Raw genomic sequence first — 20,137 nt, forward strand, 5'->3', positions numbered from 1 at the left:
AAAAAATAGATAAAAAAACCGTATCAATGGATACGGCTTTTACTGTTGTTGTGATTCTGATTACTTGCGGTATTCAACTTCTACGTCGTAGTCGTCTTCATCCCAATCGTCATCATCTAAGTCATCATCAAAATCTGAAATGGCATCCGCGTGATAATCATCCCACTTAAATTGTACGTCTTCCGCTTCCACAGTCTCGTCAACCTCTTCTGTGGGTAACTGCTCAATGAAAGTCATCAGTTTTTCGGTTAACTCTTTCGTGCCTTCGCGGTTAAACGCCGAAATCTTTAAGTAATCATCTTGCCAATCTAACGCTGTTAAGACGCGGTCAATGACTTCCTGAGCTTCATCTTCTAGTAACAAGTCCAACTTGTTAAACACCAACCAACGAGGTTTATCAGCAAGTTCTTGTGAATACTTTTCAAGTTCTTTCACTATGGTTACTGCATTTTCTGCCGGATCTGACTCATCGGCAGGTAACACATCGATTAAGTGGATAAGAACGCGACAACGCTCTAAGTGCTTCAGGAAGCGAATACCAAGGCCGGTACCTTCAGAAGCGCCAGAAATTAAGCCAGGGATGTCGGCAATCACAAAACTGCGCTGAGCATTTAGTCGAACCACCCCTAAGTTAGGTACTAACGTGGTAAAAGGGTAATCGGCTACTTTGGGTTTGGCCGCTGAAACGCTGCGAATTAAAGTCGATTTACCTGCATTGGGTAAGCCTAAAAGACCTACATCGGCAAGCAACATCAATTCCAGCTTTAAGTTTCGGATTTCACCAGGTGTACCCAAGGTTTTTTGCCTTGGTGCTCGGTTTGTACTCGACTTAAAACGGGTATTACCTAAACCATGCCAGCCACCTTTGGCGACCATAAGTTTTTGCTTATGTTTGGTTAAATCACCGATTTGTTCACCAGTATCTTCATCAATAACTCGTGTACCAACAGGCACTTTTAAAATGCAATCAGACCCACGTTTACCTGTACAATCACGACTCTTACCGTTTTCACCGCGCTGAGCTTTATGAAATCGTTCGAATCGATAGTCAATCAGGGTATTTAGGTTTTCATCCGCAAGTAAGTATACGTCACCACCATCGCCACCGTCGCCACCATTTGGGCCACCAAATTCGATGTATTTTTCACGACGGAAACTTACGCAACCGCTACCGCCATCACCAGCTTCTACTCGGATTTCAACTTCATCTACAAATTTCATTAGCTTACATTAAGCTCCATACAAATATACTTATCCATGAGAAGGTATAAGTATAACCTTGAATTAGTTTATTGGTTTAAATTTACCAACAGAGATTGCTATAAAACAAAAAACCTCGCAAAGGCGAGGTTTTTTAAATGCTTTCGCTTAGTGCTGATTATTCAGCAATAATGCTAACAAATTTACGGTTTTGAGGACCTTTAACTTCAAATTGTACTTTACCGTCGGTTAAAGCAAATAAAGTGTGGTCTTTACCAATACCCATGTTAGTACCAGCGTGGAATTTAGTACCACGTTGACGAACGATAATGTTACCCGCTAAAACTGTTTCGCCACCAAAACGCTTAACACCTAGGCGTTTAGCTTCTGAATCACGACCGTTACGAGTACTACCAGCTGCCTTCTTATGTGCCATTGTGAATAACTCCTATTAAGCGTTGATGCCAGTAATTTTCACTTCAGTGTACCACTGACGGTGGCCTTGCTGTTTACGTGAATGCTTACGACGTTTAAATTTAACAATTTTAACTTTGTCACCACGGCCTTGAGAAACAACTTCAGCTGTTACTTTACCGCCTTCAACGTAAGGTGCACCTACGTTGATTTCGTCGCCATTGGCAACCATTAAAACATTTTCAAATTCTACTGTTGAACCGATTTCTAGTTCAAGTTTCTCTAAACGAAGAGTTTGACCTTCGCTTACACGGTGCTGCTTACCACCGCTTTGGAATACCGCGTACATAGCTACTCCATTCGCGCCAACGTTTTGTGTGCGCATAAATTAAAATAATAGGTCGCGGATTCTACTTGAAGAATTCGCTTAGGGCAAGTCTAATTACGAAAAAACGCCTAAATTTTTATTAATTTTTGCTCACTAGGATCTTTTCGCTTGCCCGCAATCAAAAAAGGATCCTTAATGGTGAGGAAATTCACTTTAATTTTAGTATAGAAGTTTGTTCTGTGTTTTTTTCGTGTACAATCTGCACGGTATTATAAGCAAGTATATAAAATATCGAAATGATGCTGTTGTTTGCACGCTTTTTTACTGGCAAACTATTAAAAATCAATAAGCTAGAATAAGTAATCAGTATCTTCTTAATAAAAACAGTTTTTAACCTAAACATCTAATCAAAAAATTTATGAACATAGATCAAATCCAAGCGTTGGCGAAAGACGATATGACAGCGGTTAATCAGCTGATTTTTGAGCAATTAAAGTCGGATGTCGCTTTGGTCAATCAGTTGGGCATTTATATTGTTAACAGTGGTGGCAAAAGGATCCGTCCTCTTTTGGCCGTGCTAGCTGCTAGGGCATTCAATTGTCAGGATCAAGCACCTGTTCAGTTAGCTGCGATTATTGAGTTTATTCATACCGCCACTTTATTACACGATGATGTTGTCGATGAATCTGATATGCGTCGCGGTAATGAGACCGCCAATGCATTATTTGGTAACAGCGCCAGTGTTTTAGTGGGTGACTTTCTTTATTCTCGCGCTTTTCAAATGATGGTTAGCTTAGATCATATGAAAGTCATGAAAGTACTTTCAGATGCCACCAATATTATTGCCGAAGGTGAAGTACTGCAATTGATGAACTGCAATGATCCTGACACCACGGTTGCAAGCTATATGCAGGTTATCTATTGTAAAACCGCGAAGTTATTTGAAGCGGCTACTCAATTGGCAGCCATAATAACCGAACAAAGCGCAGAAGCCGAACGTGCGATGATCGCTTACGGCAAGCATTTAGGAACGGCCTTTCAATTAATTGATGATTTACTTGATTACACCGCCGATGCCAAAGAAATGGGCAAAAATGTTGGCGATGATCTGGCTGAAGGTAAACCAACTTTACCATTATTGCATGCAATGCAGCATGGTAATGAAGCACAGCGCAAGTTGATCCGTGAAGCGATTGAGTTAGGCAATGGTATGGATCATCTAGATCAAATTTTGCAGATCTTAGATCAAACAGGGGCGTTAGAAACAACCCAAAAAATGGCTGAGCAAGAAGCAGATAAGGCTATTGAAGCTTTATCTATCTTACCTGAAAGTGAATCAAAACAGGCGCTTATTGGCCTTGCAAGAGTTGCAGTTGAACGAAAAGGTTAATCTCGATAGCTTGTTTAAAATTGGCTAAACGCTGACGTTAAACGAGGATAAATTCACCAATAAAAATGGGATCCTAAAGATCCCATTTTTTTCAGCTCATTTTGCTTGTGTTAGCATGCATTACTATGGCATCAAGCCATAAAGTCAATGCCTTCTTGAATGTCTTTATTCAAAGTCGCTAGCATGTCGGCTTTGGCTTTTTGCTCAAATGCACTTAACTCGCCGTAAGGTAAGAACTCTTCAACACCGTTTAGTCCAAGACGAACAGGTTGTGCAAAAAACTCAGCATCATTAGTGTTACCTTGTACGTAAGCGTAATCGATAACATCTTTTTCGCCTTGTAAGCCTTTTACCAAAGACATACAGAAACGTGCCGCAGCTGCGCCCATTGATAGGGTTGCAGAACCACCACCCGCTTTTGCGTTTACCACTTCAGTACCGGCATTTTGAATGCGAGGTGTTAAAGCTGCAATTTCTTCATCAGTAAATTCAACACCTTCTACTTGTGACAGCAATGGTAGAATGGTTGTGCCAGAGTGACCGCCAATAACCGGTACCTTTGTGTTGTTTACATCAAGGCCTTTCAGTTCGGCCACGAAAGCTTCTGAGCGAATGACATCAAGTGTGGTTACACCAAATACACGATTGGCGTCATAAGTGCCGGCTTTTTTAAACACTTCAGCAACAATAGGTACTGTGCCGTTTACTGGGTTTGTGATCACACCAACTAAGGCTTTTGGACAGTTAGCAACAATGCCCTCTGCTAGGGTTTTGATGATGCCAGCGTTTACGGCGAATAGATCAGCACGATCCATGCCTGGCTTTCTTGGCATACCCGCTGGGATCAATACAATATCGGCGCCGGCTAATGCAGGTGCTAAGTCATCGGCACCAAAGCCCGCTACCTTTACATCGGTAGGGATGTGAGATAAATCAACTGCGACGCCTGGAACAACTGGCGCTACATCATATAAAGACAATTCAGAACCAGCAGGTAATTGGGTTTTTAATAGTAATGATAAGGCTTGGCCGATACCACCAGCAGCACCTAAAACAGTTACTTTCATAGATTTTCTCCAAGGGATGTTGAGTATTTGCTTTATTTTTTCGACAACAATACAGAAACAGTCTTTAAAATTCAAACAATTTCGTTACATCGCATTTATCCCTAATGCCTGACTTAAGTGAAAATATGAGTTACACTGTGGATGCCTATACCATGTTCAGTTAAACCCTATTTTTATGCGGTTTTTGTCGACATTTGGTGTTAGAATTTGTTTCGTCCTAAAGAATAATTATTAATAAATAGTGGTTATTTAACCATGATAATCTAATAGAAAAAGTTATGAGTTTACAACAAAAGCAAGAAGCGCTAGTTAATGCATTTAAAGAGCTATTAAAACAAGAACAGTTTGGCTCGCAAGGTGAGATTGTTGATGCCCTAAAGGGTATGGGGTTTGACAATATTAGCCAATCAAAAGTGTCACGTATGTTAAGCAAATTTGGCGCTGTTCGCATTCGCAACGCACGTCAAGAAATGGTTTACTGCCTACCAGCCGAACTGGGCGTACCAACGGCGAAAAGTCCATTAAAACAATTGGTTCTCGATATTCAAAGTAACGACGTGATGATCATTGTACATACTAGCCCTGGAGCGGCGCAATTGATTGCACGGCTATTGGACTCACTGGGCAAATCGGATGGTGTGTTAGGGACAATAGCTGGAGATGACACGATTTTTATTGCCCCAACTAAAATCAGTGAAATAGACAACACGATCAAAAGATTGAAAGTGTTGTTTCAAAAAATTCAATAAGCTCAATGGCTAATGGGGTGCAATAACAAGACTCAAAAGGGTCTTGTTATTATTGGGATCTTTCAGCTAAATGCGCTAAGAAGTCCAATGATGGTGCAAAAAAAGCGGCACCTGTTTCTGCTTGAGTATATTTAAGTAAGTGGTCAGTATGACCATGCTCATCGCCGACAATCATACTCTGAAGGATCAATTCAAAATTATCTGGGCTTTGACAGTAGGATAAGAAAAATAGCCCCTGAGTTTTCATATGACCATAGGGCATACTTTGACACAATATCTCTACCGGTTGTTCATCTTGGTCAGTTAAGTTTGTTCTGGCTGAATGGGACGTTTCGGCTTTATCTTCTGGTTTGTACTCGATGTTATCACGCTTACTTCGGCCGTAAATATCTTCTTGTTGCTTGGTGCTTAACGATTGCCACAACGACAAGTTGTGTTTGTAACGTTGCATATGCACATAGCTACCACTGGCAAAAATCGGGTCGTCATGTTCTTTGACTAAAGCAACGGTGCGTTTGTGCATGCCTTTGGGGTTGTCTGAACCGAGTACAAAACCGGTCAGGTCGCGCCCATCTAAAAAGCGAAAACCTTTTACTTGTTCGACCAATTCAACGGCCTCACTAAGTAATTCACAGACCTTCGTGCTGACAATATGATTAACATCGGCTCTATCACTTCGAATTTCAATAAATAAATCAAAATGGGTGGCAACTGCAATGCGATCGTCAGATGCCATAGGTCTAAATGGGCGTAGGTTTTTCGGTCTGGCTTGAGGGTAGAAGTCATCCCAATAGGTCGCACCAATGGCAATGACCGTATTTAAATTGGACTCAGAAAATTGGTGGCTGTATTGTTCAACCATATCGGGCAATTGCGATAATGCCTTTCTAAGGTAATCGTTTTTACCATCTAAGACATTAAATAAGAGATAATAACTGTGTAAATTGGGTTCGGCACAAACGCCAAATTGTTCTCGAGCCATAAAATGTAAACCAAAACCTTCTGAGATTTCTAAGTATATGAATTTTTTAGCTATCTAAAAAGAGGGAAAGCAATTTATTTAACCGTTATTTTACCTTTGTTAAGGGCTGGTTGGGTGAAAATTTGCTTGTCATGCCAACGTAGCATGGTTAAACATCCACCCCAAACACAGCCAGTATCTAGAGCATAGACCTGCGAGTTTTCAGTTTTGCCCTCAAGCGATGCCCAGTGGCCAAATATCCATTGATTATGAACTAAGTTGGGGTTGTTATGATACCAAGGTACCAGATTGACATCTTTCACCCGAGCCGGGTTATCTTTTTGATAAAGCTCTAATTCGCCGTCAAGCGTGCAGTAACGCATGCGTGTTAACGCATTAACACTATAGCGAAATCGGTCTTCTTCGCTTTGAGCATCGGCCCAATTACTTGGGGTATTACCGTACATCGTCTGTAGCCAATAACGCTGATTGTCAGAATTGAGCTTTTGTTGCACCATATCAGCCTGTTCTATGGCTTCAGTAATGTTCCACTGGGGGGATATGCCCGCATGCGTCATAAAGCTATTCTCGCCAGGAAGCTGGATTAATAGTGGCTGCTTAGAGAGCCAATAAATTAATTCTTCGACATCGGGGGCGGTTAAAAGTTGCTCAAGCTTATCACTTGGCTTGGCGGTTTTGATGCCCGCATGAACCGCAAGCAAATGGAGGTCGTGATTACCCAGTACGACCTGGGCGGCATTGCCAAGCGATTTAATAAAACGCAAGGTGGCTAAAGAATCTGGGCCCCTTGCAACAAGATCTCCGGTAAACCATATTTGATCAACATCGGGATTAAATTCGATGTTTTCTAATAATAACCGTAATTCTTGATGACAGCCTTGAATGTCACCGATAAGGTAAATTGCCATCTTTCAACTAATTTACTATATGGGGGATGGCAAGGCTGAATACCGGTATTTCTACTCGATATTCTTTGCCTTGTAAATCTTTCATCGTGTAGTAACCTTCCATGGTACCAATAGGGGTTTTTAAAATAGAGCCACTGCTGTACTCGTAAACTTCGCCACTTGGGATAATTGGCTGTTGGCCGACGACACCTTCGCCTTCAACACTGACTTTATTTCCATTGCCGTCGGTAATTAACCAACTACGGGATAAAAGTTGCAGGGTTTTATTGCTTTTGTTGGCAATGTTAATGCGGTAACTAAAGACATAGCGCTGTTGATATTGATCGGATTGTTCTTCCACAAATTGAACTTTTGTGGTTATTGCTACAGCGCAATCTGATTTTGTCATCCGCAATATCTCCCGTTATGCTGGTGGATTATCGGCTAAAAAGTTTGCCACTTTGATATAATCGTCCATGCTTAAGTTCTCTGGGCGGTGCGACGGATTAATGCCTAATGCTTCGAGATCCTCAACGTTGATCAGCTTTTTAAAACTGTTTCTAATGGTTTTACGACGCTGATTAAAAGCTTCTCGCGTAACCCTTTCTAACCAAGAGACGTCTTTGGCTGGGTTAGCGATCTCTTTATGCGGAATTAATCTGACAATGGCGCTGTCGACTTTTGGTGGTGGCTGAAATGCCTCCGGACCAATTTCCATGACTGGCATCACTTTACAGTAATATTGACACATAATTGATAAGCGCCCATACGCCTTAGAATTAGGCGCCGCTGCCATGCGCATCACCACTTCTTTTTGCAACATAAAGTGCATATCAACAACCGTATCTTTAAACGAGAGCAAGTGGAAAATTAATGGGGTGGAAATGTTATAAGGCAAATTACCAAAAATACGTAATGGTTGCTCGCTGGCTAAGGTTGAAAAATCAAACTTTAAAGCATCAATTTCGTAAATGGTTAAGTGTTTCGCAATAAACGGATGGTGGCGCAAACGATGAGCCAAATCACGGTCAAGCTCGACCACACTGATATCACCTGCGCGTTCAATAACGGGCTCGGTCAGAGCGCCTAAACCTGGACCTATTTCAACAAGGTTTTGCCCTTCTGCCGGGTCAATAGCATCAACGATACGGCTGATCACCGCATCGTCGTGGAGAAAGTTTTGACCAAAGCGTTTCTTGGCTTGGTGTCCTAAATGACTTTTATTATTCATCGATGATTTTTTACTAATTCTATTGCGTTATTAATGGCAGCTTTGAAACTGCCTGGATGAGCCTTGGTGGTACCGGCTAATTCAATGGCGGTGCCATGGTCAACGGATGTCCGTATAAATGGCAAGCCCAATGTAATGTTGACCGAATTACCAAACCCTTTGTATTTCAACACGGGTAGGCCTTGATCGTGATACATTGCTAGCACGGCATCAGCGTCTGCAAGATACTTTTCTTGAAAAATAGTATCGGCAGGCAATGGCCCGATTAAATCCATTCCTTCGGCTCTTAAACTGTCAAGGGCAGGGGTTATGGTTTGAATTTCTTCATGGCCTAAGTGACCGTCCTCACCTGCATGTGGGTTTAATCCACAGACATAAATTTTAGGTTTGGCAATGCCAAACTTTTCCTGTAAATCTTTATTGAGTATACGCGTAATTTTAACAATACGCTCAAAGGTAATGGCTTTTGACACATACGCTAAAGGAATGTGAGTTGTCATTAGTGATACTCGTAACCCTTCTGTCGCTAACATCATTACCACATCGCTACAATTGGCTTGTTGCGCAAAGTATTCAGTGTGACCACTAAATGGAATGCCGGCTTTGTTAATCAAGCCTTTATGAACCGGTCCGGTAACGACAGCTTGAAATTCACCCGACATATTGAGTTCACTTGCGATACGCAGAGTTTCAACCACATAAGCGCCGTTCTCGGGGTTTAATTGCCCCGGTATTGCCGGCACTGATAAGGGCACATGCAAAACACAAAGTGTGCCCGCTTGGTGAGCAATCGGAGCTTTCGCGTTATCATAAGGTCGAATATTTAACCCTAATCCTAGGCCTTTTGCCCGCTGTTCTAACATGTTTGCATCGGCAACGACGACCAGTTGCACTGGCCAGTCTTGCTGAGCTAATTGAATAATAATATCAGGGCCGACACTGGCAGGTTCACCAGGGGTAATGGCAATATTGTAAACCATTAATTCGCCTCGGAAGCTAAAATTTCAATGTAGGCTTCATCACGCATTTCTTTCATCCAACGCTCAGATTCTGCGCCAAACTTACGGTTAAACAGTAATTGATAGGCGCGATTTGAGTTGTTTTTCTCTGTAGCATCTTGAGTACGCTTACCCGTTACTTGTGCAATATGCCAACCAAAAGAAGAGCGAAATGGTTTTGAATATTCATTTACTTCAAGGCTCAATAAGACCTCTTTAAAAGCTGGGTCGTAGTTATTAGGATCGGCCCAACCTAAGTCACCACCACGGGTTGATGTTGGGCCATCAGAATGCTCTCTGGCTAGGGTATCAAAGTCGGCTTCGCCTGCTTCGATTTGATCTAGGAAGCCTTGGAGCATATTTTTGGCTTTTTCTTCTGATAAAATGATCGAAGGTTTTATCAAAATGTGGCGAGATTTAATTTCTTCTACTTCGACAACCTGTTGACCACGAAGATCTAAAATCTTGATGATGTTAAAGCCCAATCCGGTTCTTATCGGGCCAAAGATTTCACCTTTCTCCTGGCCTTCCACCAGTTCAGCAAACAAGGTTGGCATTTCATTAATACCACTCCAGCCAATGTCACCACCTTGCAGCGCCGAAGGTGCTCCCGATGAGGCGATTGCGATTTGCTTGAAATCACCACCATCGTTTAATAACTCGATAACTTTATCGGCTTTTTCTTTGGCTTCATTTAAGTCTTGCTGAGTAGGATCTTCTGGGAAAGCAATCAGAATATGTCCTAAATTATATTCGATTTGTTTTTCAGATTGTTCTTGCATCAATTGTAATAAATTATCGACTTCTTGCGGGGTGATGCTAATGCGACGACCAACGCTCGCTCGACGGACTTCGGTTACAATTAATTCGTTTCGAACGCCTTCGCGGTACAGTTCATAGTTTTGGCCTTGGGCAACCAGTTTTTGACGAAATTGCTCTAAACTCAGGTCTTCACTTTGTTTAGCTATGTTGGCAATAGTAGCGTCAAGCTGTGCATCGCTAATTTGCACCCCCATGCGCTCACCCATTTCCAATAACAAGGTGTCATTGATCAGTTTTTCCATTGCTTGGACTTGCAAGGCTTTATCGGAAGGTAATTTTTGATTTTCTCTAAGGGCTTGTCGTTTTACATTTTCTACCAAGTGGTCAATTTCTGACTGTAATACCACGCCGGTGTTCACAATGGCCACGACTCTGTCTAATTCAACTTCTTTGGCTGTCAGCGTTGAAGAACTTAACATTCCTGCTGCTAGACCTGACAACATCAGGCCAACTTTTATTATATTGTTCATTGATTTTTTCTTTGGTTAGTTAGTTAGGAAATACGGACGCTTATAGCCGAACAAGCCAGATTCTAGCATATCTGAAATACTCGTGGGCTGTTGTTTACCGCCCAACCCTTTTAATACAAACTGTAACATAATTCCACTGTCAAATTCATCGCGATTTTCAAATTCAAAGTCTTGGCTATCCAAGTTGGTATTAATACTTCGATGATAGGTTAGTCGAAGTGCCCAACAACAGCTTTCATATTGAAAGCCAGCATAGCTTTCCAGTGAACGTTTACGTTTAATATCTTGGGTAATATGGCCAACAAATTGCCAATCTTTGTTGATTGGGAAACTCCCTAGCAAGGACAATTGTTCAATACTATCTTCGGCGATATTACTGATATAGCGATGACTAAGCTGAAAGATATTACGATCATCTTTAACGTAATGGATACTCACTTGGCTTTTTTCAGTTTGATTATTTTTGGTATCGTACTGGATATCTGACTGAAATTGCCATCTTCTTGCCAGTTGCAAAAATAAATCTGCCGCCAGCGCTGAAGTATCTTTGCGATTACCATCTTCATCAAAATTAATGTTGGTATCGTTTAGATAGGTAATCCGACCCAGGCTAAGGCGAAAAAGTTCCTGATTATCTTTATTTAAAATTCGAGAGGTGGCGCCAAACGAAATCTGGTTGGCCTCAGCGATGCGATCAACACTGGTAAATCGACGATCGCGAAATAAGCCATCAAAGTCGTCTTGTAAAGGCGAACTGTCGTAAATAAAAATATCGTCTTGGTTGGTATCGGGGACAAACAAGTATTGCACTTGGGGCTCAAATGTTTGAGTCATGTTATCAAAAAATAAGGTGGTATCACGATCAAAGTTAAGCCCGGTATGAAAGCGCACTTTCGGTAGGGTACGATCGGCTTCTTCAGTTAAATTTAAATTAAAGGCTTGATTAGCAAAATTAAGGTTATCTTGCTGGTAAATTGTATGCATAAGTTTAAAGTCAGAATTAAAAAACCAACCTGGACGTGCATACGGAAATGAAAAACCGGTTTCTAAGTGTAATCGCTCAGCGGTCGGTAAAAACTCATCACTGATGTCAAATTGACTGTATTCGGCAAAAAAGTTAAAACTAGAGTTCCAAAAGCCCAGGGGCTGATACGACTCAAATTCAATTTGCGGTAAGGTTTTGTAACTGTTTGCTCGATTACCTAAAACCGAAAAATCCTGAATTTTTATGGTGCTATGCCAATAGTCACTAAAATACGATAACTCACCTATGCGCCATAAGTAGGCATCAGATTTATTAAATTGGTCACTGCCAATATCGACCAAATAGTTATCATCGCTAACATCTGAGAAGTCGATAAAAACACGGAAATTATCTGAAATAGTGCCCATATGTTGGAATCTGCTCAGATAACGAGGCTCGTCATTATTGACTAACTCATCGTCTTGCTCTAGGTATTCAACATTTAACTGACCATATTGTTGACCCGTTAAGTAACGTAACTCTGTTTGTAACTGAGTGCCACGTTTTGACATGTAATATGGGGTTATGGTGGCGTCCATATTGGGCGCAATATTCCAATAAAATGGGGTTTTAAGCTCAAAGCCTGAGTTGCTTGAGGTGCTTATTTGTGGGTATAAAAAGCCGGTTTTGCGCTGATCAGACAAAGGGAAATTTATGTAGGGAAGGTAAAAAACAGGAATATCTTTTACTCTAAATACGGTATTCCAAGCTTCGCCTTCATTGTCTTCGGTCGATAAGTTAATTTTGCTGGCGCTGATTTTCCAATCGGGCACCTCTTCTTGGCAAGCGGTATATGAGGCACCGGCTAAACTTAGCCCCTTTTCATTTATCTCAAGTCGCTTGGCACCGCCTTTTCCTGGCGCATTGTTTAACCGATATTCAGTACCACTCATCACGATTTGCTTGGTATCGTTATTCGCATGTAGATTGTCAGCGTTTATGGTGATGGTATCACTTTGAAATTGAGTGTTACCTTTACTTGAAATCTGGTTTGCTACTCGATCAATAAAAATTTCATCGGTTTGAATGATGTTTTGCCCATTCGCCATTTTTACGTTACCACTAAAACGGGTATTTTTATTGTTTTCGATAACCGCTTTATCGGATTCTATCCAGATTTCGTCGTCACCGCGAAGCTGCGTCGAGTTTAGTCGAATGTATTGAGGTGGCGCGATCACACATTGTTGATCGATCCCCTCAACAAGAGGGCTGTTTTCACTTTCTTGTGAATAGCCAAGGGGAGATAAAATGCAAAGACTGATAAAAAAACTGATACGGGTGTTCTGCATGTAATTTCCATTTCCCAACATGAACACGATTTTACTTACGAAAACCTTAACGTATTGGGGTTTGCAATAGATACTGAATAAGATTGATGGTTAGTGCTTAAGTCTAACAAATTTTATTAATTAAGTATTGAATTTCACTATTAAAAATACAAATCTTAGACAACTACTTCACGAACATCAATAGGTTTACCATGACTTCGCCAGCCCCATTAGGCATAAGTTGTAAAAACCAGCTATGAGGTTCAGTGATAGCCGTTAACTAAGTGGTAAACTAAGCCGTTAACTAAGCGGTAACCTAGGCGGTAAAATTGAGGAAAGAAAGTCGCTCAGACGAGTAAATATATCAACATAACTCGGCATATAATCGCGTCTTTATCTGGTATTTATTTATCGCTTTCGATAAGGTTATGCTCAAACAGGACGATTTAACAAACGTCGTGTTGTTTGAGCTAAAACATTATTACCGATAACCAATACAGGTACTATTTTTGAATACACCTTTACAACCAGAGCAACAAAGCCAATCCATTCGATATCAGGCTCTTTGTCATTGGCTCGACAGACTCTTCAACCAGCAAGAATTGCAACTATCAGCGCTCAATGGTGATGCGGGATTTCGACAATACTACCGTCTCAGTGTTCATCCTCATAGCTACATTGTGGTCGATAGCCCGAGCGATAAAATAAACAATACGGCGGTAGTTGAAATGACCCAAGCATTTTCCCAAGCGGGTCTTTTGGTGCCAAAAATTTATCATTATGAACCCGAGCAAGGCTTTTTAGTGATCGCCGATTTTGGCGATACCTTGTTAAGTCAGGTGCTAAACAATGACAATTTTAAAGGCAAATATCAGCAAGCTTTAATGTTATTAAATCAGGTAAGAGAGGTGCAAAGCACACCGCAGTGGTCATTACCTGAATATGATCGAACGTTCTTATTGACTGAAATGGAAATATTTCGTCAATGGTTATTACAAACACATTTAAAGCTTGAGTTGTCCGAGCAAGAAGAAGATTTATTACATAACTGCTTTAACACGCTGGCAGATAGTGCGTTAGCGCAACCTATGGTTACGGTTCATCGCGACTTTCATTGTCGTAATTTAATTAGCCTGACAAATGGCGACTTGGGGGTCATTGATTTTCAGGATGCAGTGACCGGTCCCATTACCTATGATGTTGTCTCTTTGCTGCGAGATTGCTATGTCAAATGGCCTGCTGAGCAAGTAGAGCTATTGGTATTCGAGTATTGGCAGCAACTGACTGAACAGCCTCAATATGCCAACATAGACCAACAACAGTTTTTCCGTTGGTTTGATTTAATGGGAATGCAACGACATTTAAAAGCGGCGGGTATTTTTGCCAGATTACATCATCGTGATAATAAATCAGGCTACTTACAAGATATTCCACTGACTTTGTCTTATCTTGTGGATATGGCAAATAAGTACCCACAATTTTCCTCATTAGGTCACTTTTTGCAACATCGAGTGTTTCCTGCTTTAGCAAATACCAGCAAGGAAAGCGAATGAAGGCGATGATATTAGCGGCTGGGCGTGGTGAACGAATGAAACCATTAACCGATGTCACGCCAAAGCCATTGCTTAAAATTGCTGGTATTCCATTGCTTGAATACCATATTGTCAATTTAAAGCGCGCAGGCATTTATGATCTGGTGATCAATCATGCTTGGCTTGGTCAACAAATTGCAGACTATTTTGGTGATGGTAAAAAGTGGGGGGTAAATATAGTCTATTCGGTTGAACAGAATGGCGCTTTAGAAACCGCTGGAGGGATTATTAAGGCGTTACCATTGCTTGGTGAAGAGCCCTTCTTGTTGGTTAATGGTGATATTTATTGTGATTACGACTTTGCTCAATTAAATGCTTTAGCAGAAAATGAATTGGCGCACTTGGTGTTGGTACCAAACCCTGATCATGTTCCTTTGGGTAATTTTGCCCTAATTGATGGCAAACTTGATTTTGCCGAGCATTTACCCAATAAACATACCTATGCGGGGATTGGTCTGTATGATCCGAAATTATTCGCAGGCATGGCAGCAGAGTTTATGCCATTAGCGCCGATATTGCGCCAAGCCATGAGCGATAAGCGTATCGGTGGGCATGTTTTTAACGGATTGTGGAGCGATATTGGCACCGTTGAGCGATTAACTCAGATAAATCAAATAGTAAAAAAGGTTAAAGATTAAATTATGCGTATTTGGGGTAAGGTATTTGGTTTCTTGCTGGGGTTTATGGCTGGGCGTATCCTTGGTGCGTTGATTGGTCTTTATATAGGGCATAAGTTTGATCAAGGTTTAAGCTTAGACTTCAATGCGTTTAATCGAGAAAACGATTTAAAACGGCAAAATGTCTACTTTGTTGCCACATTTTCGGTGATGGGGCATATCACCAAAGCATCGGGTCGAGTCACCGAAAACGAGATTGCTTTTGCCAAACATGCGATGCATAAATGGGGGCTCAACAGCGAAATGCAGGCTCTCGCCAAAGAGTCGTTTCGCGTTGGCAAACAGTCCGACTTTAATTTATCTGAACAGCTTAAAAAGCTTCGCAGTGCAACCTTTGGTCGCCATGACTTATTACGAATGTTTTTAGAAATCCAGATTCAAGCGGCCTTTGCCGATGGCGAATTGCACCCAAGTGAGCGAGAAATATTACACAAAATTGCACGAGCTTTTGGCATGTCTGCGCAAGAACTCGACTTTATTTTGGATCGCATTATTGCTGGGGAGCAATTTCATCAGGGCCGAGGCGCTCAATCGGCCTCACAAAAACAACAACATCTCGAAAATGCTTATAAAGTGCTTGGGGTCACCCCGAATTGTGACAAACAAACGGTGAAAAAAGCCTATCGTAAGCTGATGTCGCAACACCATCCAGACAAGCTGGTCGCCAAGGGCTTGCCACCAGAGTTAATGGAAGATGCGAAACAAAAAGCTCAGGATATACAAGCCGCTTACGAGTTAATTAGTCAGCAAGGCTAATACCAATCCGATTATGTTTTTGCACAACACAGAGTGAGCAAAAACTTTGTGGGTTTGATATGCGTGTTAGGGCACAAAAGTTATAGCCTTTAAAAAGGACAAGGGGCGTTAAAAACCATTTTTTCGCCACTGATAGGATGGGCGAATTCTAGATGTAAAGCGTGCAGTTGTAAGCGCTCACTCATTGCCCTAGCGTTGTCATGAGCGTATAAGCGATCTCCTAAGATAGGATGACCAAGCGACAGCATATGTACTCTTAACTGGTGTGAACGACCCGTAATGGGCTTTAACTCCACTAAGGTTGAATGCTCTTCTTTTTGCAGAACTTTATATTGGGTGATGGCTTTTTTTCCCCGTTCAAAATCAACCATTTGCTTGGGTCTGTTGGGCCAATCACAAATTAAAGGCAAGTTTACTTCACCACTTTCTGCTGTAATCTGACCATAAACTCTGGCCAGATAATACTTTTCAGTTTGGCGTAATTCAAACTGTCGGCTGATCGCAACATGGCTTTTCTTGTTTAAGGCCATGATTATCACCCCAGAGGTTGCCATATCAAGGCGGTGAACAATGGTTGCCCAAGGCAGCACTCGATTAACCCGTGTTTGCAGACAATCTTGATGTTCAGGTAAGCGACCTGTCACGGTTAATAAGCCACTGGGTTTATTGAGCACAATAATATCATCGTCTCGATACAAAATATCAAGATAAGGTGACATGGGAGGGCGGTAAACAAAATCGGGATTTGCGCTCATAAGGTTCCAACATTGAAATTAGCGAAAGTCAGCAGAAGCTAAAACTAGGTAAACGAACAACACGTAAGCTTGCTGTCCATTTTACCTAGGTTTGCATTATTGAGCCACCTTTGGCGAAGGTAGCTGTTGATGGCACGTTAGCTTGTCGCGACAATTAAGCGAATGGCTTCAAATTTCACTTGGGCATGATTAATGAAATGAGTCAGTTCCATTTGTTGATGCTTAATAAAATCTAATTCTGATTGACGAACATTAGGATTAATTTTTGCTAATGCACTTAAACGCTCATACTCTTCATCCAAACTTGCGTTCATTTTAACCAGTGCCTGTTGGGTTAGGTCTTTAACTTGCGCCTGGCAATAGCCATCAGCCTTTTCAACAAGAGCAGGGATCAAAGATTTTAGTGCTTTAACCAGTTGCAAACCTGTTTGTTTCTTCACTGGACTCAATTGATTATCAAGAACCGATTCCGCAACTTTGGCAGATAAATTATTCCCATTCTTATCGAGTAAAATTCGAATTGGTGTGGTGGGTAAGTAGCGACCTGTTTGTAATTGACTTGGCGCCATGGCTTCCAAGGTAAAAATACACTCCAAGAAGAACGTTCCCGCTGGCAGCGCTGGGTTTTTTAATAAACCAATACTGGCGTTTCCTATATCATCACTTAGAACTAGGTCCATCGCGCCACGTACCATAGGGTGATCCCATGTGAGCAATTGGTAGTCTTCATTGCTCAGAGCCGTGTTACGATTAAAGGTGATGGTGGTACCACTTTCCGGTAAGTTTGGAAAGTTTGCACTCAGCATGTGCTCGGTTGGCGACAGCACGATGGCATTGTCCGATTTATCTTCCTGATTAAGGCCAAAGACATCAAACAAAGAAAACATATACAAGGCTAAATCGGTTTGGTTATCAAGTGCATCAATGTCATCGACGAGTTGTTCGGCTTTGCCTTGCCCAGAGGAGTGAATTTCCAGTAATTTATCACGCCCTTGCTCAAGCTCATGTTTAATTTTTTGGTGTAAAGAGAAGCTACCCTGAAGGATGTTCTCCATCGCAGGCGCAGACCATAAACCTTGTATCGCCAATTGCTTAATGGCCGGGCTGTATTCTTTGTAGACCGCATGTCCTGTTACGCAAGTTTGCTCGAACGCATTCATCCCATGGTGATACCAGTTTAACAATAATGACTGTGGCGATTGCTCAAAATAAGGCACATGTAAGCAAATGGTTTGGGTTTGACCAATACGGTCGAGGCGGCCAATACGCTGTTCCAGTAAATCCGGATTTTCGGGTAAATCAAATAGCACTAAGTGGTGAGCAAACTGAAAGTTACGCCCTTCAGAGCCTATTTCAGAGCACAATAATACTTGGGCACTGTCTTCTTCTTGGGCAAAGTAAGCTGCGGCTTTATCACGCTCTAAAATGCTCATACCTTCATGAAATACAGCGGCGCGAATACCTTCACGAGTGCGCAGAGCTTCTTCAAGATCTTTGGCCGTTTGAGCTTTCGAGCAAATAACCAAAATCTTCTCATCACGATTGTCTTTTAACAAATTAATCAAACACTCAACGCGAGGATCAAATTCAAACCATTTACTTTGTTGGTGATCTAAATGGTACAAAATTTCAGGCGTAAAGATGGCGTTGCTCACGGGGGAGTCAATTAATGCTTGATAGTCGTCGCTTAAAATATAGCTTTGCAGCTTATGTTCATATTGTTCTGGTAATTCAAGCGGGTAGGTAAAAAGTTTCCGCTCAGGAAAGCCGGTGATGGTATTGCGCGAGTTGCGAAATAAAATGCGCCCAGTACCGTGTCGGTCTAATAGCTGGCTTAAAAGTTCACTGCGAGCTTGCTCTTGGCTTTTGACATCGCCTTGTTGCAATTGCTGCATCAGGACACGGATATCCGATTCGTGTAATAGCTCGCTTAATGCCTGTTGTTGACTGTTGTCTAAGGGGTTGTTACTTAAAATACTGTTGGCGGCTTTAGCCACCTGAGTGTAGCCTTCTTCCTCTTTGATAAACGCTTGGTAGTCGTAGAAACGATTCGAATCCAGTAGGCGTAGACGAGCAAAGTGACTCTCATGACCCAGTTGATCTGGGGTGGCGGTAAGTAACAGTACGCCTGGGATATTCTCGGCTAAAATTTCAATACATTGATATTCAATACTGGGGTTATCGACAGACCAAGATAAGTGGTGAGCTTCATCGACCACCATTAAATCCCATTCCTCGTTGGCAATATTCTCAAATTGTTCTGGATTATTGGCTAAAAAGTCAAGATTAACCAAAACCAATTGCTCAGAGCTAAATGGGTTCTCGTCATGGGCATATTGCTCACATCGTTCTTGATCAAAAATACTAAAGTGGAGATTGAAACGACGTAGCATTTCAACCAACCATTGATGCATAAGTGACTCAGGAACGGCTATTAATACTCTTTTAGCCCGACCAGAAACCAACTGTTGATGGATAATTAGGCCAGCTTCAATGGTTTTACCTAAACCCACTTCATCGGCCAGTAATACCCTTGGTGCAAAGCGTTTACCAACTTCTTCGGCAATATACAGTTGATGTGGGATTAAGCTTACACGAGCACCGGTTAATCCTGATAGCTCTGACTGTTGTTGCTCAAATTGGTATTTTAATGAGTTTTTACGCAGTTGGTACCAATCTAGACGATCAAATTGGCCATTAAGCAAACGATCATGCGGCTTATTGAATTTAATAAAATGGTCGACCAGCATTTCTTTGAGCTCGACCATCTCCTGATTATCGGTCCGGTTGCCGATGTAAGTATATAAATGATTGTCTTCTTTTACCTCGGTGACTTTAATGGAAAAGTTGTCGTGCGAGGGGACGATGTCGCCGACGTTAAATACCACCCGAGTGAGCGGGGCGTCTTGCATTGAATATTGTCGGGATTCACCTGTCGCGGTAAAGAGAATGGTTACATGACGACCTTCAACGGCGACCACGGTGCCTAAACCTTGATCAGATTCGCTGTCACTGATCCATCGTTGGCCAAGAAAAAAAGACATTAATACACTCCAAAAAATCGAGAGGGCCTAAAAAGGGGCGCTATGGTAACGATTTATTCCCTATATTTCATCCGTTTATTCGGAGTAATTCGCCTAACATACATTTAATTGAACGACAAACCGATGAATAGGTTAAGTATTAACCTATACCTGCAAAGTTAATACCTTATTATGGGGATACCGCCTGTTTTGCACCATCAAACAAGCTTTGTACATGGTGTACCAATTGCTTGCCAGCAGAGTTATCAGCCCTTAGCTAGCTTAGAGTATAGAATTAAACTTAAAATCTGCCGTAGAGAAGGTGTGATCAAAATGAAAAAAATATGTGACACCCTCTTGCCTCAATAATTAGAACATGTCAAAGTGAAGTTACGTCTAATGGAACAGGAGATCGAAAAAGCACAGCCTTTGGTGAGTGATCCTGTTTTGTTTGTACGCTTTTGTACATCAGGTGATAACAACAGTAGCGCTAAACAGCAACTT

Annotated in this window: 18 protein-coding genes; 5 read left to right on the plus strand and 13 right to left on the minus strand. The window is 41.6% G+C overall.

Going from position 1 to position 20,137, the window contains the following annotated elements; genetic code table 11:
• Positions 1-60: 60 nt before the first annotated feature.
• The 3 genes from cgtA to rplU all read right to left on the minus strand — a co-directional run bounded on the left by cgtA (position 61) and on the right by rplU (position 1,963).
• Entirely contained in the window at positions 61-1,221 is a 1,161-nt protein-coding gene (cgtA, locus tag ACAY00_RS01410) for an Obg family GTPase CgtA (protein WP_371376216.1), read from the minus strand.
• Positions 1,222-1,378: 157 nt separating this feature from the next.
• A complete protein-coding gene (gene rpmA / locus ACAY00_RS01415; RefSeq protein WP_371376219.1) occupies positions 1,379-1,636 on the minus strand; it encodes a 50S ribosomal protein L27 in 258 nt (85 codons plus the stop codon).
• Positions 1,637-1,651: 15 nt separating this feature from the next.
• A complete protein-coding gene (gene rplU, locus ACAY00_RS01420; protein WP_371376222.1) occupies positions 1,652-1,963 on the minus strand; it encodes a 50S ribosomal protein L21 in 312 nt (103 codons plus the stop codon).
• 397 nt (positions 1,964-2,360) lie between these two features.
• Here rplU and ispB point away from each other — a divergent pair, with 397 nt between their 5' ends.
• On the plus strand, positions 2,361-3,332 hold the full coding sequence (gene ispB / locus ACAY00_RS01425) for an octaprenyl diphosphate synthase (protein ID WP_371376225.1): 972 nt from the start codon (positions 2,361-2,363) through the stop codon (positions 3,330-3,332).
• Between the two features lie 131 nt (positions 3,333-3,463).
• Here ispB and mdh read toward each other — a convergent pair whose 3' ends face one another.
• Positions 3,464-4,399 carry a malate dehydrogenase gene (mdh, locus tag ACAY00_RS01430; protein WP_371376227.1) on the minus strand — a complete coding sequence of 312 codons (936 nt, stop codon included), beginning with the start codon at positions 4,397-4,399 and terminating at the stop codon, positions 3,464-3,466.
• Between the two features lie 278 nt (positions 4,400-4,677).
• On the opposite strand from mdh, the gene argR reads away from it, so the two are divergent.
• On the plus strand, positions 4,678-5,148 hold the full coding sequence (gene argR, locus ACAY00_RS01435; protein WP_371376230.1) for a transcriptional regulator ArgR: 471 nt from the start codon (positions 4,678-4,680) through the stop codon (positions 5,146-5,148).
• 49 nt (positions 5,149-5,197) lie between these two features.
• On the opposite strand, the gene ACAY00_RS01440 is transcribed toward argR, so the two are convergent.
• The 7 genes from ACAY00_RS01440 to ACAY00_RS01470 form a co-directional block, all read right to left on the minus strand.
• The gene (locus tag ACAY00_RS01440) at positions 5,198-6,130 is read right to left on the minus strand and encodes a Dyp-type peroxidase (protein WP_371376233.1); all 933 of its coding nucleotides are present in this window, start codon (positions 6,128-6,130) and stop codon (positions 5,198-5,200) included.
• A 74-nt stretch (positions 6,131-6,204) separates the two neighbouring features.
• Positions 6,205-7,038 carry a symmetrical bis(5'-nucleosyl)-tetraphosphatase gene (locus ACAY00_RS01445; RefSeq protein WP_371376236.1) on the minus strand — a complete coding sequence of 278 codons (834 nt, stop codon included), beginning with the start codon at positions 7,036-7,038 and terminating at the stop codon, positions 6,205-6,207.
• 7 nt (positions 7,039-7,045) lie between these two features.
• Entirely contained in the window at positions 7,046-7,426 is a 381-nt protein-coding gene (gene apaG / locus ACAY00_RS01450) for a Co2+/Mg2+ efflux protein ApaG (RefSeq protein WP_371376239.1), read from the minus strand.
• A gap of 15 nt (positions 7,427-7,441) precedes the next feature.
• Positions 7,442-8,248 carry a 16S rRNA (adenine(1518)-N(6)/adenine(1519)-N(6))-dimethyltransferase RsmA gene (gene rsmA, locus ACAY00_RS01455; RefSeq protein WP_371376243.1) on the minus strand — a complete coding sequence of 269 codons (807 nt, stop codon included), beginning with the start codon at positions 8,246-8,248 and terminating at the stop codon, positions 7,442-7,444.
• Positions 8,245-9,228, minus strand: coding sequence for a 4-hydroxythreonine-4-phosphate dehydrogenase PdxA (gene pdxA / locus ACAY00_RS01460; protein WP_371376246.1), 984 nt, complete (start codon positions 9,226-9,228; stop codon positions 8,245-8,247). The genes rsmA and pdxA overlap by 4 nt, the downstream gene beginning before the upstream one ends.
• Positions 9,228-10,538, minus strand: a complete 1,311-nt coding sequence (gene surA, locus ACAY00_RS01465; RefSeq protein WP_371376249.1) for a peptidylprolyl isomerase SurA — start codon at positions 10,536-10,538, stop codon at positions 9,228-9,230. Before surA ends, pdxA begins: the two co-directional genes overlap by 1 nt.
• 15 nt (positions 10,539-10,553) lie before the next feature.
• On the minus strand, positions 10,554-12,851 hold the full coding sequence (locus tag ACAY00_RS01470) for an LPS-assembly protein LptD (protein WP_371376251.1): 2,298 nt from the start codon (positions 12,849-12,851) through the stop codon (positions 10,554-10,556).
• A 488-nt stretch (positions 12,852-13,339) separates the two neighbouring features.
• Here ACAY00_RS01470 and ACAY00_RS01475 point away from each other — a divergent pair, with 488 nt between their 5' ends.
• From ACAY00_RS01475 to djlA, 3 genes are read left to right on the plus strand one after another with little or no spacing between them, the layout of a single operon-like run.
• Positions 13,340-14,383, plus strand: coding sequence for an aminoglycoside phosphotransferase family protein (locus ACAY00_RS01475; RefSeq protein WP_371376253.1), 1,044 nt, complete (start codon positions 13,340-13,342; stop codon positions 14,381-14,383).
• The gene (murU, locus tag ACAY00_RS01480) at positions 14,380-15,060 is read left to right on the plus strand and encodes an N-acetylmuramate alpha-1-phosphate uridylyltransferase MurU (RefSeq protein WP_371376255.1); all 681 of its coding nucleotides are present in this window, start codon (positions 14,380-14,382) and stop codon (positions 15,058-15,060) included. The genes ACAY00_RS01475 and murU overlap by 4 nt, the downstream gene beginning before the upstream one ends.
• A gap of 3 nt (positions 15,061-15,063) precedes the next feature.
• Positions 15,064-15,855 carry a co-chaperone DjlA gene (gene djlA / locus ACAY00_RS01485; protein ID WP_371376257.1) on the plus strand — a complete coding sequence of 264 codons (792 nt, stop codon included), beginning with the start codon at positions 15,064-15,066 and terminating at the stop codon, positions 15,853-15,855.
• An 89-nt stretch (positions 15,856-15,944) separates the two neighbouring features.
• Here djlA and ACAY00_RS01490 read toward each other — a convergent pair whose 3' ends face one another.
• Together ACAY00_RS01490 and rapA are read right to left on the minus strand one after the other, a co-directional pair.
• A complete protein-coding gene (locus ACAY00_RS01490; RefSeq protein ID WP_371376259.1) occupies positions 15,945-16,610 on the minus strand; it encodes an RluA family pseudouridine synthase in 666 nt (221 codons plus the stop codon).
• Between the two features lie 137 nt (positions 16,611-16,747).
• A complete protein-coding gene (rapA, locus tag ACAY00_RS01495) occupies positions 16,748-19,654 on the minus strand; it encodes an RNA polymerase-associated protein RapA (protein WP_371376261.1) in 2,907 nt (968 codons plus the stop codon).
• Positions 19,655-20,137 lie beyond the last annotated feature (483 nt).

This window comes from Thalassotalea sp. 273M-4 (genome assembly GCF_041410465.1).
Lineage (GTDB): Bacteria > Pseudomonadota > Gammaproteobacteria > Enterobacterales > Alteromonadaceae > Thalassotalea_A > Thalassotalea_A aquiviva.